Below are 16,648 nucleotides of genomic sequence, written 5' to 3'. Positions count from 1 at the left end.
GATCCGGGGTAGAATCGGAGGGTTGCGCTGCCCCCGGTGGTGGCGCGGAAGGCGGACGCAGGAGCGATGGCGAACGAGCAGGATGCACGGCCCGAGGATCAGACCCGAGAGCAGCGCGAGCAAGGCGACTACGGCGCCGACCAGATCCAGATCCTCGAGGGTCTCGAGGCGGTGCGCAAGCGCCCCGGCATGTACATCGGCTCCACCGGTCCTCGCGGCCTCCACCACCTCGTCTACGAGATCGTCGACAACGCCGTCGATGAGGCGCTCGCCGGCCACTGCGACAACATCGAGGTGACCATCCTGCCCGACGGCGGCATCCGGGTGGCCGACAACGGCCGCGGCATCCCGGTCGACCCGCACTCGAGCGACCCCTCGAAGTCGACCCTCGAGGTCGTGCTCACGGTGCTGCACGCAGGCGGCAAGTTCGGCGGGGGTGGCTACGCGGTCTCCGGCGGCCTGCACGGCGTGGGCTCGTCGGTCGTGAACGCGCTCTCGTCGAAGCTCGAGGTCGAGATCCGCCGCCAGGGCCACGTGCACCGCCAGTCGTTCTCGGTCGGCGAGCCCGACGGCCCGCTCGTGACGGGTGAGAAGGCCGACACCACCGGCACCACGCTCACCTTCTGGCCGAGCACCGACATCTTCGAGACCGTCGAGTTCGACTACGAGACGCTCGCGAAGCGCTTCCAGCAGATGGCGTTCCTCAACAAGGGGCTGCGCATCGCGCTCGAGGACCTCCGGCCCGAGGCGCTGATCCAGCCCGACGGCGACGACAGTGCGGCTCCCGTGCAGCGCTCCGACGAGTTCCTCTACGAGCAGGGCCTCAAGGACTACGTCGCCTACCTCAACGAGTCGAAGAAGTCGGAGCCGGTGCACCCGGAGATCATCGACTTCGAGTCGGAGGACAAGGAGCGCCGCATCTCGGTCGAGATCGCGATGCAGTGGACCGGCTCCTACCAGGAGGCCGTGTACACCTACGCGAACACCATCAACACGCACGAGGGCGGCACCCACGAGGAGGGGTTCCGGGCTGCGCTCACGACGCTCGTCAACCGCTACGCCCGGCAGACGAACCAGCTCAAGGAGAAGGACGAGAACCTCACCGGTGAGGATGTGCGCGAGGGCCTCACCGCGATCGTCTCGGTGAAGCTCGGCGAGCCGCAGTTCGAGGGCCAGACGAAGACCAAGCTCGGCAACACCGAGGCGAAGTCGTTCGTCCAGCGCGTCACCGGCGAGCAGCTCGGCCACTGGTTCGAGTCGAACCCCGCCTCCGCCAAGGAGATCATCCGCAAGGCCATCCAGGCCGGCATGGCTCGGCTCGCCGCGCGCAAGGCTCGCGAGCAGACGCGCCGCAAGGGCCTGCTCGAGTCGAGCGGCATGCCCGGCAAGCTCAAGGACTGCCAGTCGAAGGACCCGACCATCTCGGAGATCTTCATCGTGGAGGGCAACTCCGCAGGCGGTTCGGCCGTGCAGGGGCGCGACCCCTACCGGCAGGCGATCCTGCCGCTGCGGGGCAAGGTGCTCAACGTCGAGAAGGCGCGACTCGACCGCGCGCTCGGCAACGCCGAGATCCAGTCGATGATCACGGCGTTCGGTGCCGGGCTCGGCGAGGACTTCGACCCCGAGAAGGCCAGGTACCACAAGATCGTGCTGATGGCCGATGCCGACGTCGACGGGCAGCACATCACGACGCTGCTGCTCACGCTGCTGTTCCGCTACATGCGGCCGCTGATCGACAAGGGCTACGTCTACCTCGCAGCTCCGCCGCTGTTCAAGATCAAGTGGTCGAACGCCGAGCACGAGTACGCCTACAGCGACCGCGAGCGCGACGCGATGATCGCGAGCGGCGCCGCCGGCGGCAAGCGCATCCCCAAGGACAACGGTGTGCAGCGCTACAAGGGCCTGGGCGAGATGAACTACGCCGAGCTGTGGGAGACGACCATGGACCCGAAGACCCGCACCCTGAAGCAGGTGACGATGGACGACGCCGCCGTGGCCGACTCGATCTTCTCGACCCTGATGGGCGAGGACGTCGAAGCGCGCCGCTCCTTCATCCAGAAGAACGCGCGCGACGTCCGCTTCTTGGACATTTGAGGCCGCAGCGCTCAATGCCGCGGAGCGGCGTTGAGCGCGGAGGCCTCAAGGTCGAGTAGCACGGCGAAGCCGCGCGTATCGAGACCCCCGGAACCTCCCTCCCCGACGTCACCCCCCACGCATCCGCACTCGCAGAACCGAGGCACCCATTGACTGACACCACCCCCGCCGAGCCCATCGACCGCGACGCGCCGGACCACGGCGCCATCGAGCAGGTCGATCTGCAGCTCGAGATGCAGCGGTCGTACCTCGACTACGCGATGAGCGTCATCGTCGGACGCGCGCTGCCCGAGGTGCGCGACGGCATGAAGCCCGTGCACCGTCGCGTCATCTACGCGATGTACGACGGCGGCTACCGTCCCGACAAGGCGTTCTCGAAGTGCTCGCGCGTGGTCGGCGACGTCATGGGCCAGTTCCACCCGCACGGCGACTCGGCGATCTACGACGCGCTCGTGCGCCTCGTGCAGCCGTGGAGCCTCCGCTACCCGCTGGCGCTCGGCCAGGGCAACTTCGGCTCCGCCGGCGACGACGAGGCCGCCGCCCCTCGATACACCGAGACGAAGATGTCGCAGCTGGCCATGGAGATGGTGCGCGACATCGACGAGGACACCGTCGACTTCCAGGACAACTACGACGGGCGCACGCAGGAGCCCGCCGTGCTGCCGGCGCGGTTCCCCAACCTGCTCGTCAACGGCTCCGTCGGCATCGCCGTCGGCATGGCCACGAACATCCCCCCGCACAACCTGCGCGAGGTCGCGGCGGGCGCGATCTGGCACCTCGAGCACCCGGATGCGTCGAAGGAGGAGCTGCAGGCGGCGCTGCTGCAGCGCATCCACGGTCCCGACTTCCCGACCGGCGCCCAGATCCTCGGCACCAAGGGCATCCAGGAGGCCTACCGCACGGGTCGCGGCTCGATCGCGATGCGCGGCGTGGTGACGGTCGAGGAGATCCAGGGGCGCACGGCGCTCGTGGTCACCGAGCTGCCGTACCAGGTGAACCCCGACCGCCTCGCGGTGCGCATCGCCGACCTCGTGAAGGACGGCAAGCTGCACGGCATCGCGAACCTCGAGGATCAGACGTCCGGCCGCACTGGCCAGCGCCTCGTCATCACGCTCAAGCGCGACGCGGTCGCGAAGGTCGTGCTCAACAACCTCTACAAGCACACGCAGCTGCAGGAGAACTTCGGCGCGAACATGCTCGCGATCGTCGACGGCGTGCCCCGCACGCTCTCGATCGACGGCTTCATCACGCACTGGGCCGACCACCAGGTCGAGGTCATCGTGCGCCGCACGCAGTTCCGCCTCGCCAAGGCCGAGGCGCGCATGCACATCCTCGAGGCGTACCTCAAGGCCCTCGACGCGCTCGACGAGGTGATCGCGCTCATCCGCCGGTCGTCCACGACCGAGGCCGCGCGCGACGGGCTCATGGAGCTGCTCGAGATCGACGCCGAGCAGGCGAGCGCGATCCTCGAGATGCAGCTGCGGCGGCTCGCTGCCCTCGAGCGGCAGAAGGTGCACGACGAGGCCGAGGAGCTCACCGTGCGCATCGCCGACTACAAGGAGATCATCGCGAGCCCCGTGCGACAGCGCGCGATCATCGTCGAGGAGCTCACCGAGATCGTCGACAAGCACGGCGACGACCGCCGCACCGAGATCATGCACGGCTACGGCGGCGACGTGTCGATGGAGGACCTGATCCCGGAGGAGCAGGTCGTCGTCAGCCTCACGAACGGCGGCTACATCAAGCGCACCCGCATCGACCAGTACCGGGCGCAGCACCGCGGCGGCAAGGGCGTGCGCGGCGCGCAGCTGCGCAGCGACGACGTGGTCGAGCACTTCAGCGTCAACTCGACGCACGACTGGATGCTGTTCTTCACCAACCTCGGCCGCGTCTACCGCATGAAGGCCTACGAGGTCGCCGAGGCCGGCCGTGATGCGAAGGGGCAGCACGTCGCGAACCTGCTCGCCTTCCAGCCGGACGAGCGGGTGCAGACCGTGCTGACGCTGCGTGACTACGCGCAGGCCGAGTACCTCGTGCTCGCGACGCGCGACGGCCAGGTCAAGAAGACCCGTCTCGAGCTCTACGACACGAACCGCACGGGCGGCATCATCGCCATCAACCTCGCCGAGGGCGACCGGCTCATCTCGGCGATGCTCGCGGATGCATCGGACGAGATCCTCGTGGTGACGAAGTCGGGTCGCGCCGCGCGCTTCGCTGCCACGGACGAGGCACTGCGTCCGATGGGCCGCAACACCGGCGGCGTCAGGGGCATCCGCCTCCGCGACGGCGACGAGGCGCTCGCGGCGATGGTGATCGGCGCCGAGGGCTACGTGTTCGTCGTGACCGAGCAGGGCTTCGGCAAGAAGACGCCGGTCGCCGACTACCCGTCCAAGGGCCGCGGCACGCAGGGCGTGCTCACCTTCTCGTCGGGCGACCACGACCGCGGCGCCCTCGTGGGCGCGACGATCGTCGGCGACGGCGAGGAGCTGCTCCTCATCCGCGCGTCCGGCAAGGTGATCCGCTCGCACGTCGATGAGGTGCGAGCGACCGGCCGCACGACCATGGGCGTGCAGTTCGCCGAGAAGTCGACCACCGACTTGGTGATCTCGATCGCCCGCAACATCGAGCGCGAGGTCGAGGAGGAGGCCGTCGCCGACGAGGTCGCCCACGTCGAGGACGCCGCCGAGGCCGCTGCCGAGGCCGTGGATGCAGCGGTCGCCGAGGCGGATGGCGCTATCGTTGACGCCACGGACGCGGCCGCGCCCGAGGCCGTCGAGGCCGATGAGTCCACCGAGGAGACCGACGGATGAGCATCGCCGAGAAGCTGACGAGCAAGACGCCTCGGCGCGGCGGATCCAGCAAGCAGGTGCGCCTGCGGCTCGTGCACATCGACTTCTGGTCGGCCATGAAGGTGTCGGCGGTGCTCGGTCTCGTGCTCGGCATCGTGCAGCTCGTGGTGACGTTCGTCATGTGGACGCTGCTGCAGGTCGTCGGCCTGTTCGGCAAGATCGACGAGGTGCTCCAGGACATCCTGGCGCAGCCCGAGTTCGCCATCACGTCGATCATCTCGCTGCCGCAGGTGATGATGTTCACGCTGCTCGTCGCGGTGCTGAACTTCGTCGTGATCACGGTGCTGGGTGCGGTCATCGCGGTGCTCTACAACCTCTCGGTGCGCATCACCGGCGGGCTGCAGGTGGGCTTCGCCAACCAGTGACCGGGTCCCCCGTGGCCGGCACAGTGCCGAGCATCGCGATCCTTCTGGTAGAGTCGATGCTTGTGCTCGGGGCTATAGCTCAGGCGGTTAGAGCGCTTCGCTGATAACGAAGAGGTCCCTGGTTCGAGTCCAGGTAGCCCCACCACGCACAACTCCCATGGCTTCGCCGCCACGGGGCCTTAGCTCAGTTGGTAGAGCGCCTGCTTTGCAAGCAGGATGTCGGGAGTTCGATTCTCCCAGGCTCCACAGTCAGACCCCCGGCCCCGCAGCCGGGGGTCTTCTGCGTCCCCGAGCCGCGCGCGTACCCTTGCCTTCCGCGACAGCGACAGGAGGCTCGACCATGGAATTCACGCCCCGCTCCGCCATCGTGACCGGCTCCGACTCGGGGATCGGCCGCGCGACCGCCGTGGCGCTCGCGGCCGGAGGCATGGACGTCGGCATCACGTGGCACGAGGACGAGGCCGGCGCCCAGCGCACCGCGGAGGAGGTCCGCGAGCACGGCCGCCGCGCGGTGGTCGCGCGCCTCGACACCACCGATCTCGAGGGCGTCGGGGGAGTGGTCGACGACCTCGCCGAGCGGCTCGGCGGCCTCGACGTGTTCGTCAACAACTCCGGCGTCGGAGCGAGCGTGCCCTTCCTCGACCTGTCGATGAGCGAGTGGCGCATGGTGCTCGCGACCGACCTCGACGGGGCGTTCGCCTGTCTGCAGGCCGCCGCCCGGCGCATGGTGGCGGGCGGCGGCGGCGGTCGGCTCATCGCCGTGACGAGCGTGCACGAGCACCAGCCGCGCGTGGGCTCGAGCGCGTACGACGCCGCGAAGCACGGCCTCGGCGGCCTCATGAAGACGATCGCGCTCGAGCTCGGCCAGCACGGCATCACGGCGAACTGCGTCGCTCCCGGCGAGATCGCCACGGCGATGACCGGTCAGGAGGACGAGGATCCGCGCTCCACCCACCGGCCTGGCGTGCCGCTGGGACGACCCGGTGACGCGCGCGAGGTCGCCGCCGTCATCGCGTTCCTCGCCTCCCCGGCGGCGGCATACGTCACCGGCGCCTCGTGGCCCGTCGATGGCGGGATGCTGCAGATGGGCCCGCAGGCGGGCTCGCACCTGACCGGAGACGAGTGGCGGGAGGGCTGAGCCGACCCCGAGCGCACCCGTGTCCGCTGCGGCATCCGGACGGATGCGACAATGGGCGGGATGGATCAGCGCAAGGACTGGCGGCAGCGCCTGGTGAGCGCGATCCGCACCGACCCCGCGTCCCGCCCGATGACCGAGGCGCTCCTCACCATCGATGAGGTGTATGCCCGGAAGGTCATCGACCTCGCGATGCGGATCGCCGAGGCGCTCACCGCCGTCGGGGCGTCGGCCAACGATGTGGCGCTGGCGACGATCCGCGTCGCGGGTGCGCTGGGCATCCGTCCCGTCCACGTCGACGTCACCTACAACTCGATCGGCGTCTCGTACCACCGTCACGACACCGACCTGCCGATCACGCTGCTCCGGGTGGTGCGAGCGCCCGTGCCCGACCACTCGAAGCTGCAGCGGCTGCAGGCCCTCGTCGCCGAGATCGAGGGCGGCCTCGAGCTCGAACAGGCTCGCGCGAGGTTCCACGGCATCCGCCGCACGCCGTTCATGTACCGGCCTGCGTTCATCGTGCTCGCCCAGGGCTTCCTGTCCGTCGGCGTCGCGCTGCTGTTCGGCGCCTCGCCGACCATCACGGTCGTGGCGTTCATCGCGGCGTGCAGTGCGGCGATGGCGCAGCGGCTCATGTCGCGCCTCCGGGTGCCGTTCTTCTTCTCGCAGATCGTCGGCGCCTTCGTCGTCACGGCCATCGCCGCTGCGACGAGCCGGCTCGCGCACCTGGGGGTGCCCCTGCTCGAGGACGCCCGGCCCTCGATCATCGTCGCCGCCGGCATCGTGCTGATGCTCGCCGGCATGTCGGTGGTCGGCGCCGCGCAGGACGCGATCGACGGGTTCGCGCTCACGGCGGGTGGCCGCATCCTCGACCTGGCCCTGCTGACCCTCGGCGTGGTGATCGGGATCGTCGGCGGGCTGTCGGTCGCGCAGGCACTGGGCATGGGCTTCGCCGTCTCGAGCGATGCCACGTCGCTCGGCAGCGTGCCGCTGCAGTTCATCGGCGTGCTCGTCATCGCGGTGTCGGTCGCGATCTGGAACGGCGCCGGCCTCCGCACCGTCGTGGTGAGCGCTGCGCTCGGCTGCATCGCCTGGGCGGGATATCTGGCCGGCTACGCCGCCGGGCTGGGCATCTCGGTCGCGAGCGCGCTCGGCGCGCTGGTCGCGAGCTTCATCGGCATCCTCATCGCCCACCGCCTGCACGTGCCATCGATCGCCGTCACCACCGCGGCGATCGTGCCCATGGTGCCCGGCTCCGCCGTGTTCCGCGGGCTGCTCGAGCTCGTCGGGTCGCAGGGCGACCCCGAGCGCCTCGTGCTCGGCGTCGCGACGCTGATCGGCGCGGGCGCGGTCGGCATCGCGCTCGCGGCCGGGTCCTCGCTCGGCCTGTTCCTCGGCGCCCCGCTGCGAGACACGATGGAGAGCCGCGTGCGGTCGCGCGGGCGCATCCGCTGACGCGCCCGGAGCGAACACGGATCGCGCGCACAGCAGATTCCTACTATCGTGTCGGGGTCGCGGAGGCGTAGATCTGACGTGCCGGCGGCGTAGCGGAACGACGGATGGAGATGCGATGAGCGAGACGACGACCCACGAAGAGCCTCCCCACAAGCCTCGTCGAGAGCGCTCGAACCGTCGCCCGAAGCCGCTCCACCCGGCGCTCGACGTGCCGCCCGTGCCGGCGAAGGACGCCGTCGGGCGCCCGCTCGACCGGGTCGTGTTCGGCGTCGCCGCCGCCGTCGCACTCGCGTTCGTGCTCTGGGGCGCGGTCGCGACCGAGTCGCTCGGCACGGCGTCCGCCGCCGGGCTCGGGTGGGTCGTGGCGAACACGGGCTGGCTCTTCGCGCTCGCCGCGAGCGGCTTCGTGATCTTCATCGTCTGGATCGCCGCGAGCCGCTTCGGCCGGATCCCGCTGGGCGACGACGGTGAGGACCCAGAGTTCAGCACCGTCTCGTGGATCGCCATGATGTTCTCGGCCGGCATGGGGATCGGTCTCATCTTCTTCGGCGTGACGGAGCCGGTCAGCCACCTCGTCACGCCGCCGCCCGGCACGGGCGGCGGCACCGAGGCGCACGCCGTCCGGACGGCGATGGCGACGACGATGTTCCACTGGTCGCTGCACCCGTGGGCGATCTACGCCGTCGTCGGCCTCTCGCTCGCCTACAGCGTGTTCCGCAAGCGGCGGGCGCTCACCGTCTCGGCGGCGTTCACGTCGTTGTTCGGCAAGCGCACGGTGGAGGGCCCTGTCGGTCGCACGATCGACATCTTCGCGATCTTCGCGACCCTGTTCGGCTCGGCGACCTCGCTCGGCCTCGGCGCGCTGCAGATCGGCTCGGGCCTCGAGATCGTCTCGGGCGCGGGACCGCTCGGCAACGGCGCGCTCGTGGTCATCATCACGGTGCTCACGGTGCTGTTCGTGATCTCCGCGGTCTCGGGCGTCTCGCGGGGCATCAAGTGGCTCTCGAACATCAACATGGTGCTCGCCGGCGTGCTCGCCCTCTTCGTCTTCGTCGTCGGCCCGACCGTCTTCATCCTCAACCTGCTGCCGACCACGGTCGGCGGCTACTTCGAGCAGCTCGCCATGATGGCGGCGCGCACAGAAGCGGCGAGCACCCCCGAGACCGCCGCATGGCTCTCCGGCTGGACGATCTTCTACTGGGCGTGGTGGGTCAGCTGGACGCCGTTCGTCGGCATGTTCATCGCCCGCATCTCGCGCGGCCGCACGATCCGCCAGTTCGTCACGGGTGTGCTGCTCGTGCCGACGGTCGTCTCGCTCGTGTGGTTCGCCATCTTCGGCGGGCTCGGCATCGATCTCGAGCTCGCGGGCGTCGATCTCGGCAGCTCCGGCACGCCCGAGGCGACCCTCTTCACGGCGCTCGCCGAGCTGCCGCTCGCGCAGATCACGGCCATCGTCGTCATGGTGCTCGTCGCGATCTTCTTCGTCTCCGGCGCAGACGCCGCCTCGATCGTCATGGGCACGCTCTCGCACCGCGGATCGCTGCGACCCTCACGGAAGACGGTCGTGTTCTGGGGCGTCGCGACCGGCGCCGCCGCCGCCATCATGCTGCTCATCGGTGGCGAGGACGCACTGACGGGGCTGCAGCAGGTGACGATCATCGCCGCGCTGCCGTTCGTGGTCATCATGATCGGCATGGCCATCGCGCTCTCGAAGGACCTCTCGCAGGATCCCGTCGTCGTGCGACGCGCCTACGCGTACGCGGCGGTCGAGCAGGCGGTCGTCGCGGGAGTCACCGAGCACGGCGACGACTTCCAGCTCACGGTCGAGCAGACGCCGCCGGGCGAGGGCGTCGGCGAGCTCGTGCCGACGCAGGCCATCGAGCCGACCGCCGACCCCGCCGACCCGGCACCGGGACCGGATGCGCCGGGCTGGAAGGCCGCGGACCGCGATGCAGCGCGCGCATCGGCCGCGCCACGTGACGCGCAGATCGTCGACGAGCACCGGCCGCCGGCGCAGTGACCCGGCCCTAGGATGGCCTGATGCGCATGCGAGTGGCCGCCTACGCCCTCATCACGAGGGGCGATGGCGATGCCGGTGAGATCCTGCTGCCGCACTGGAACGAGGGCGGCATGAGCGGGTGGACCCTCCCCGGTGGTGGCGTCGAGCCGGGGGAGCACCCCGCCGACGGCGCGGTGCGCGAGGTCAAGGAGGAGACCGGCTACGACGTGCGGCTCACCAGCCTGCTCGGCGTCGACTCGGCGGTGCTCTCGACGAGCCTCCGCGGCGACGAGATGCAGGCGCTGCGCATCCTCTACCGCGCCGAGATCACCGGCGGCGAGCTGGAGGTCGAACGCGACGGCACGACGGACGACGTCGCCTGGCACCCGATCGCGTCGGTGCCGCAGCTGCGGCACGTGCATGCCGTCGACTGGGCGCTGCGCCATCTCCACGACGCCGGCTCCCCGCTGCGCTGACCCATGCATCCGCTCGTCGTCGTCGGCCTCTGCGCCATGGTCGCCAGCTGCTTCGTCAGCGGGATCGACGCCATCCGCTCCATGCGCTCCGGACGCGAGCCGGAGCGGCGGATGCGCGCCTTCCTGATCGCCGGCGGGCTGCTGCTCGGCGGCGGCATCCTCGTGCTGATCGGCGTCAGCCTGGGCTGACGCACCGACGACGAAGGGGCCCGCGCCTCTCGGCAGGGCCCCTTCGATCGATCAGGGTGTGCTGGCGTCAGGCCTGCGGAGCGCCGGCCTCGGGCCCGTCGGCGAGACCGCCGGAGGGCTGGTCGACCGGTCGCGGCGGTGCGTCGATCGCGGAGTCCTCAGCGTCGGGGATCCACAGGTCGTCGTCGGCCCGCAGCGTCTGCCACGCGGCGTAGCCTGCGCTCACGACCGCGACGGCGCCGACGCCGATCAGCAGCCACTGCACGGCGTTCGGCCCGGTCTTCACGGGCTTGGCCGGCACGAGCTCGGGCATCGTGGCGTAGCGGCGCACGTTCTCGATCGCTTGACGCGGTCGTCCTTTGCGACCTGCGCCATCGCCGCGACCGAGCCGAGGCCGGATGCGATGACCGGCACGACGGAGGCGTTCCAGCCTCGCGAGGCGCGGGACAGGCGGTCGCGACCCAGGTCGACGCCGCGGTGCACGTAGCGCTCGGCGGTGGGGATGAGGGACTCGGCACCGTAGGCGCGGGCCTGGTCGCGCGCCTCACGCGCGATCTGGGCTGCGTGCTGGCTGACGACGCGCTGCTCAGCCCAGAGCTTGTCGGCCTGCTTGCGGAGCTTCTTGATCTCCTTCGCGCGCTTGCGCGTGAGTTCGAGCGACATGTTGTCCTTCCGTGGTCGAAGCCTGGGCGTCATCCTTGCAGGTTTTCCTGAGCACGTCACCCAGTCGCGGGCGGTTTCGCTCTCGTCGAACGGGCGCATCCCACGACGCTCGCAGAGGCTCGCTGTGGGAGGATCGAGCCATGGCTCATCACACCGCTGTCGCGACGATCCGGACCACCCTCGGCGAGATCAAGGTCAACCTCCTCGGTGACCACGCACCCAAGACCGTGCAGAACTTCGTCGAGCTCGCCACGGGCGCGCGCGAGTGGACGCACCCCGCCACCGGCGAGAAGTCGACCGCGCCGCTGTACGACGGCGTCGTCTTCCACCGCATCATCCCCGACTTCATGATCCAGGGCGGCGACCCGCTCGGGCAGGGCACGGGTGGTCCCGGCTACCAGTTCGACGACGAGATCCACCCCGACCTCGGCTTCAACGCGCCCTACGTGCTCGCGATGGCGAACGCCGGCAAGGTCGCCGGTCGCGGCACGAACGGCTCGCAGTTCTTCATCACGACGGTCGCCACCCCGTGGCTGCAGGGCAAGCACACGGTCTTCGGCATCGTCGAGGACGAGGCATCGCAGCGCGTCGTCGACGCGATCCAGGCGGTCCCCACGGACGGCCGCGATCGCCCGCTCGAGGACGTCGTGATCGAGTCCGTCGAGATCGCGCAGGCCTGACCCCCAGGTGAGCGCCGCGCCGCCAGCCGACCGCTGCTACCGGCACCCCGACCGCCGCAGCTGGGTGCTGTGCCAGCGGTGCGGCCGGACGGTCTGCGGCGAGTGCCAGCAGCAGGCGCCGGTCGGCGTGCGCTGCCCCGAGTGCGTGCGAGAGCTGCGCACCGAGCAGCAGACCATGCAGCGCGCGACCCGGCGGGCGGCAGGCGCACCGCGCACCGCCGTCGGTCGTCGCGCGCGCCAGTGGCTCGCCCAGCCGGCGCCCGTCACGATCGCCATCTTCGCCGTGACGGCGCTCGTCGGCGTGCTCCAGATCCTGCCCGGCGAGCTCGCCTCGGCGTTCGCGTACTTCCTGCCCTACTCGCTCTTCGAGCCGTGGCGCTTCGTGACGTACGCGCTCGTGCACGCCGGCGTGCTGCACTTCGCCTTCAACATGCTCGTGCTGTGGATGGTCGGGCCTCCGATCGAGCAGCGGATCGGTCGGCTGCCCTTCCTCGCCGCCTACGTCGTGAGCGTGGCGGGCGCCGCTGTCGCGGTGGCGTGGTTCACGCCGCTCTCCGCGGTGGTGGGCGCATCCGGCGGCATCTACGCGCTGTTCGGCATGCTCATCGGCATGCAGCGCATGGTCGGTCGCGTGCAGCCGTCGCTGCTCATCATCGTGGGCATCAACCTCGCGATCACGTTCCTGTTCGGCGGCATCTCGTGGCCGGCGCACGTCGGCGGGCTCGCGATCGGCCTTGCCATCGGCTTCGGGATCGGCCTCGCCGACAAGCGGATGCGGAGAGCCAGGACGTCGACGAGCTCATGGATCGTCATCGTCGGCGTCGCGGCGCTCCTTGCAGCGCTCTTCGCCGCTCGCGTCGCGACGCTGCTCTGACGCGAGGTTATCCACATTTCTCTCCACAGCTGTGGAGAACTACACCGGTGTAGTTCGCTACTTCCAGCGAGTGGTCATGATGAAGCCGATGAACATGATGCCGAAGCCGACGACGATGTTCCAGGAGCCGAGCGCGGGCACCGGCAGCGTCGTGCCCGAGATGTAGTACACGATCACCCACAGGAAGCCGACGAGCATGAAGCCGAACATCACGGGCTTGAACCACGCCGGGTTCCGCTGCTCGTCGTGCGGGGATCGCGCAGCTCGGGCTCGCGCCGCTGACGCCTTGTCGACGGACTTCTCGCTGGGGCTCATGGCAACCCATGCTAATGCAGTCGACACCTAGGATTGTCCCGTGACCAGCCAGCAGCGCGCGGACGGGCGGCGCCCCCGGCGCCGCGCGACCGCGGCGAGCGTGCTCGGTGAGCTGCTCGTGACGGCCGGCGTGCTGGCGCTCGGCTACGCCGGTTGGCAGGTGTGGCTGTCGGACGCCGTGATGGGCGGCGAGGCGCAGCAGGCGGCGCGCGTGTTCGCGGCGCAGCTGGGCCCGGTCGACGCGGCCCCGAGTGCCGCGGTGGCGCTCCGCACCGATGAGCCGCCCGCCGAGACGGCGGTGGCCGACGGCGAGTCCTTCGCCGTCATGCACATCCCGCGGCTGGGGCAGTTCCAGCGGGTCATCGGCGAGGGCACGAGCCGCGACGTGCTCGACTCGCTCGAGCAGGGCCTCGCCCACTACGCCGACTCCGCGCAGCCGGGCGCGCTCGGCAACTTCGCCGTCGCGGGCCATCGCAACGGCCAGGGCGGGCCGTTCACCCACCTGGATGAGATGCGGGTGGGCGACCGGATCTACGTGCAGACGGCCGAGGCCTGGTACGCCTACGAGTTCCGCAACCACGAGTACGTGCCGCCGACCGCGGTCGGTGTGGTCGCGCCGGTGCCGCAGCAGCCGACCACGCCCGCCGACGGGCGATACCTCACCCTCACCACGTGCAACCCGGAGTGGTCGGCGGAGGGTCGCCTCATCGCGTACGCGACGTTCGTCGGCTGGCAGAGCGCCGAGGACGGCATGCCGCTCGAGCTCGCCGACACGCTCGGAGCGGCCTGATGTACGCCGCGCTGTGGCGAGCGCTGCCGGGCCCCTTGGCGCTGCGGCTGCTGATCGCGCTGGCGCTCGTCGTCGGCGCCGCCCTCCTGCTCGTCTTCCACGGCTACCCGTGGGTAATGCAGACCTTCTTCCCGACCCCTGACCCCCTGATCCAGTGAGCGCACGCATGACCCGCATCCTCGTCGTCGACAACTTCGACAGCTTCGTCTACACCCTCGCCGGCTACCTGCAGGAGCTCGGCGCCGAGGTCGAGGTGGTGCGCAACGACGAGGTCGATGCGTCGACCATCGGCGACTGGGACGCCGTGCTGCTCTCGCCCGGTCCTGGCGCTCCAGGCGACGCCGGCGTCTCGATCCCGATGGTGCACGCCGCCATCGAGGGCGGCACGCCGCTGCTCGGCGTCTGCCTGGGGCACCAGGCGATCGCCGAGGCGCTCGGCGGCGTGGTCACCCACGCGCCGGAGCTCATGCACGGCAAGACGAGCCTCGTCGAGCACGACGACTCGACGATCTTCCGCGGCCTCCCGAGCCCGCTGACGGCGACCCGCTACCACTCGCTCGCGGTCGTCGACGGCACGGTGCCGGATGCCCTGCGCGTCACGGCACGCACGACCGGTCCCGCCGGGGTCATCATGGCGGTCGAGCACCGGGACGCGCCGGTCTGGGGCGTGCAGTTCCACCCCGAGTCGGTGCTCACCGAGGGCGGGTACCGCATGCTCGGCAACTGGCTCGAAGCCGCTGGCCTCACCGGTGCCGCCGCCCTCGCCGCGGGGCGGGCGCCGCTCGTCACGCTCGCGCCGCCACCGGACCACGTGGCGTAGCGGCGTCAGCCGCTGAGCCCGCGGCGCGGGCCGACAGATCAGCCCGCGGCGTCAGCCCTCGTCGTCCTCGTCGCCGCCGCCGCCATTGCCGCCGCCGTTGCCCCCGCCGTTGCCGCCGCCGTTGTTGCCGCCCTGGTCGGTCTCGGCGGGCGGGGGCGGCGGCGGCGTCGGCGTCGTGGGCGCGGTCGTGGGCCTGGTCGGAGGGGCGGGCGCCTGCCGGGGCGCCTGGCCGTTGCAGTAGAGCAGCGTGATCGTGCTGCCCTGCGGGTGCGCCCCGGGGGTCAGCGACTGCTCGACGACGTCGCCGCCGCGGCAGCGGCTCGTGAAGCGCTGCACCACCTCGAGGCCGAGGGCCGAGAGCTCCTCCGCGGCTGCGGCGACCGGCCGGTCGAGCACGTTCGGCACCTCGACGAGGCCGGAGGAGAGCACGAGGTTGATCGTCGCTCCTCGCGCGACCGCGGTGCCGGGGCTCGGGTCGGTGCCGATGACGAGGTCCTGCGCGATCGTGGGGGAGTTCTCGCGCGTGACGGCGCCGATCTCGAATCCGGCCGCCTCGAGCGCCTGCCGGGCTTGCGCCTCGCTGAGGTTCGCGACGCTCATGAGTGGCGCGGGCGGCGGGCCGTTCGAGACGACGAGCGTGACGGCAGCGCCCGGAGCGACGGTGATGCCCGCATCCGGCTCGGAGCGCAGCACGGTGCCGGCCTCCGCCTCGTCGATGACGCGACGCAGCTCCGGGGTCAGGCTCGCCTCCTCGACGGCGGCGACCGCCGCCTCCTCCTGCAGCCCTGCGACGGTCGGCACGACGGTCGAGAGGCCTGCGATGGGGATGCTCCCGCCCAGGCTGAGCGCCCAGACGACGGCGCCGACGACGAGCACGGCGATGAGGGCGACCGCGCCCCAGAGCCAAGCGAGATGCGGGCTCCGGGAGCGCTGCACCGGCTGGTCGATGTCGGGGTCGGCGTCGTCCGCGGCGAGCGCTGCGAACATCGTCGTCGCCGCGCTGATGTCGAGCGGCGCGGTCTCGGTGCGCTCGAACGGCACGAGCACGCCGGCGAGCGCGTCGTCGAGCGCCTCCTTGAACTCGGTCGCCGACTGGAACCGGTCGTCGCGCTTCTTCTCGAGCGCCTTCGCCACGATCGAGTCCATCTCGGGCGTGATGCCGGGCGTGATCGACGAGGCGAGCGGCGGCTCCTCGGCCACGTGCTGGTAGGCGACGCCCACCGCGGTGTCGGCCTCGAAGGGCGCGCGGCCCGTCAGGAGCTCGAACAGGACGACGCCGGTGGAGTAGAGGTCGGTGCGGGAGTCGACGGTCTCGCCGCGCGCCTGCTCGGGCGAGAAGTACTGGGCCGTGCCCAGGATCATGCCGGTCTGCGCGACGTTGGCGCTCGTCTCGCTCACCGCACGCGCGATGCCGAAGTCCATCACCTTGATCTGCCCGCCGGGCGTCACCATGACGTTGCCGGGCTTGATGTCGCGGTGCACGATGCCGGCGCGGTGCGAGTACTCGAGCGCGGTCAGGATGCCCTTGGTGATGCGGACGGCCTCGGACTCCGGGAGAGGGCCCTCGGCGATGATGTCCTTCACCATGCGGCCGTCGACGTACTCCATCACGATGTACGGCACGGCGGCCGGCTCCCCGTCCGGTCCGACGGCCGGTTCCTCGCCGGCGTCGAAGACCCGCACGACCGTCGGGTGCGACATCCGGGCGGCCGACTGCGCCTCCTGCCGGAAGCGCGTGCGGAACTCCGGATCGAGCGAGAGCTCCGGCTTGAGCAGCTTCACCGCGACGTGCCGGTCCAGCCTCGTGTCGCGGGCGCGGTGCACTTGCGCCATGCCGCCCTGACCGATCAGCTCGCCGATCTCGTAGCGGTCGCCGAGGGTGCGCAGCGACGCGATGATGCTGTCGGTCATGCGCTGCTCCTTCCCTCGTGCGCGGGCTGTCGG

At 70.7% G+C, this 16,648-nt stretch carries 17 protein-coding genes and 2 tRNA genes; 15 read left to right on the top strand and 4 right to left on the bottom strand.

The window, feature by feature from the left end; translation table 11 throughout:
• The first annotated feature begins 66 nt into the window (after positions 1-66).
• The 10 genes from gyrB (at position 67) to ACLQ21_RS05060 (ending at position 10,562) form a co-directional block, all read left to right on the top strand.
• Entirely contained in the window at positions 67-2,094 is a 2,028-nt protein-coding gene (gene gyrB, locus ACLQ21_RS05105; RefSeq protein ID WP_425662124.1) for a DNA topoisomerase (ATP-hydrolyzing) subunit B, read from the top strand.
• A 233-nt stretch (positions 2,095-2,327) separates the two neighbouring features.
• Positions 2,328-4,904 carry a DNA gyrase subunit A gene (gyrA, locus tag ACLQ21_RS05100; RefSeq protein WP_425662411.1) on the top strand — a complete coding sequence of 859 codons (2,577 nt, stop codon included), beginning with the start codon at positions 2,328-2,330 and terminating at the stop codon, positions 4,902-4,904.
• Complete coding sequence (locus ACLQ21_RS05095; protein WP_425662122.1) at positions 4,901-5,308, top strand: DUF3566 domain-containing protein; 408 nt, start codon at positions 4,901-4,903, stop codon at positions 5,306-5,308. Before gyrA ends, ACLQ21_RS05095 begins: the two co-directional genes overlap by 4 nt.
• A 68-nt stretch (positions 5,309-5,376) precedes the next feature.
• Positions 5,377-5,453: transfer RNA gene (locus tag ACLQ21_RS05090), tRNA-Ile, on the top strand.
• A gap of 28 nt (positions 5,454-5,481) precedes the next feature.
• Positions 5,482-5,554, top strand: a tRNA-Ala gene (locus tag ACLQ21_RS05085).
• 94 nt (positions 5,555-5,648) lie between these two features.
• Positions 5,649-6,446, top strand: coding sequence for an SDR family oxidoreductase (locus ACLQ21_RS05080; RefSeq protein WP_425662120.1), 798 nt, complete (start codon positions 5,649-5,651; stop codon positions 6,444-6,446).
• A 60-nt stretch (positions 6,447-6,506) separates the two neighbouring features.
• A complete protein-coding gene (locus tag ACLQ21_RS05075; protein WP_425662118.1) occupies positions 6,507-7,898 on the top strand; it encodes a threonine/serine ThrE exporter family protein in 1,392 nt (463 codons plus the stop codon).
• 115 nt (positions 7,899-8,013) lie between these two features.
• Positions 8,014-9,918 carry a BCCT family transporter gene (locus ACLQ21_RS05070; protein ID WP_425662116.1) on the top strand — a complete coding sequence of 635 codons (1,905 nt, stop codon included), beginning with the start codon at positions 8,014-8,016 and terminating at the stop codon, positions 9,916-9,918.
• 20 nt (positions 9,919-9,938) lie between these two features.
• The gene (locus ACLQ21_RS05065; protein WP_425662114.1) at positions 9,939-10,373 is read left to right on the top strand and encodes an NUDIX hydrolase; all 435 of its coding nucleotides are present in this window, start codon (positions 9,939-9,941) and stop codon (positions 10,371-10,373) included.
• 3 nt (positions 10,374-10,376) lie between these two features.
• Positions 10,377-10,562: a hypothetical protein gene (locus ACLQ21_RS05060; RefSeq protein ID WP_425662112.1), complete on the top strand. Its 186-nt coding sequence runs from the start codon at positions 10,377-10,379 to the stop codon at positions 10,560-10,562.
• Positions 10,563-10,629: 67 nt separating this feature from the next.
• Here the strand turns inward: ACLQ21_RS05060 and ACLQ21_RS05055 are convergent, their stop codons facing one another.
• Both ACLQ21_RS05055 and ACLQ21_RS05050 read right to left on the bottom strand, forming a co-directional pair.
• On the bottom strand, positions 10,630-10,863 hold the full coding sequence (locus tag ACLQ21_RS05055; RefSeq protein ID WP_425662110.1) for a hypothetical protein: 234 nt from the start codon (positions 10,861-10,863) through the stop codon (positions 10,630-10,632).
• Complete coding sequence (locus tag ACLQ21_RS05050; RefSeq protein ID WP_425662108.1) at positions 10,845-11,225, bottom strand: hypothetical protein; 381 nt, start codon at positions 11,223-11,225, stop codon at positions 10,845-10,847. The genes ACLQ21_RS05055 and ACLQ21_RS05050 overlap by 19 nt, the downstream gene beginning before the upstream one ends.
• Positions 11,226-11,365: 140 nt before the next feature.
• On the opposite strand from ACLQ21_RS05050, the gene ACLQ21_RS05045 reads away from it, so the two are divergent.
• Positions 11,366-11,905, top strand: a complete 540-nt coding sequence (locus ACLQ21_RS05045; protein WP_425662106.1) for a peptidylprolyl isomerase — start codon at positions 11,366-11,368, stop codon at positions 11,903-11,905.
• Between the two features lie 7 nt (positions 11,906-11,912).
• The gene (locus ACLQ21_RS05040; RefSeq protein WP_425662104.1) at positions 11,913-12,779 is read left to right on the top strand and encodes a rhomboid family intramembrane serine protease; all 867 of its coding nucleotides are present in this window, start codon (positions 11,913-11,915) and stop codon (positions 12,777-12,779) included.
• A gap of 57 nt (positions 12,780-12,836) precedes the next feature.
• Here ACLQ21_RS05040 and ACLQ21_RS05035 read toward each other — a convergent pair whose 3' ends face one another.
• Positions 12,837-13,094: a cell division protein CrgA gene (locus tag ACLQ21_RS05035; RefSeq protein ID WP_425662102.1), complete on the bottom strand. Its 258-nt coding sequence runs from the start codon at positions 13,092-13,094 to the stop codon at positions 12,837-12,839.
• A 40-nt stretch (positions 13,095-13,134) separates the two neighbouring features.
• Here ACLQ21_RS05035 and ACLQ21_RS05030 point away from each other — a divergent pair, with 40 nt between their 5' ends.
• From ACLQ21_RS05030 to ACLQ21_RS05020, 3 genes are read left to right on the top strand one after another with little or no spacing between them, the layout of a single operon-like run.
• A complete protein-coding gene (locus ACLQ21_RS05030) occupies positions 13,135-13,884 on the top strand; it encodes a class E sortase (protein WP_425662100.1) in 750 nt (249 codons plus the stop codon).
• On the top strand, positions 13,884-14,042 hold the full coding sequence (locus ACLQ21_RS05025) for a hypothetical protein (RefSeq protein WP_425662098.1): 159 nt from the start codon (positions 13,884-13,886) through the stop codon (positions 14,040-14,042). The genes ACLQ21_RS05030 and ACLQ21_RS05025 overlap by 1 nt, the downstream gene beginning before the upstream one ends.
• Positions 14,043-14,050: 8 nt before the next feature.
• Complete coding sequence (locus ACLQ21_RS05020; RefSeq protein ID WP_425662096.1) at positions 14,051-14,704, top strand: anthranilate synthase component II; 654 nt, start codon at positions 14,051-14,053, stop codon at positions 14,702-14,704.
• A gap of 51 nt (positions 14,705-14,755) precedes the next feature.
• On the opposite strand, the gene pknB is transcribed toward ACLQ21_RS05020, so the two are convergent.
• Positions 14,756-16,615 (bottom strand): Stk1 family PASTA domain-containing Ser/Thr kinase, encoded by a 1,860-nt coding sequence (pknB, locus tag ACLQ21_RS05015; protein ID WP_425662094.1) that lies wholly within the window; start codon positions 16,613-16,615, stop codon positions 14,756-14,758.
• Positions 16,616-16,648 lie beyond the last annotated feature (33 nt).

The organism is Agrococcus sp. DT81.2, assembly GCF_049844935.1.
GTDB lineage: Bacteria > Actinomycetota > Actinomycetes > Actinomycetales > Microbacteriaceae > Agrococcus.
The sequence above is the reverse complement of the archived record's forward strand: the minus strand, read 5'-3'. Positions and strand labels throughout refer to the sequence as shown.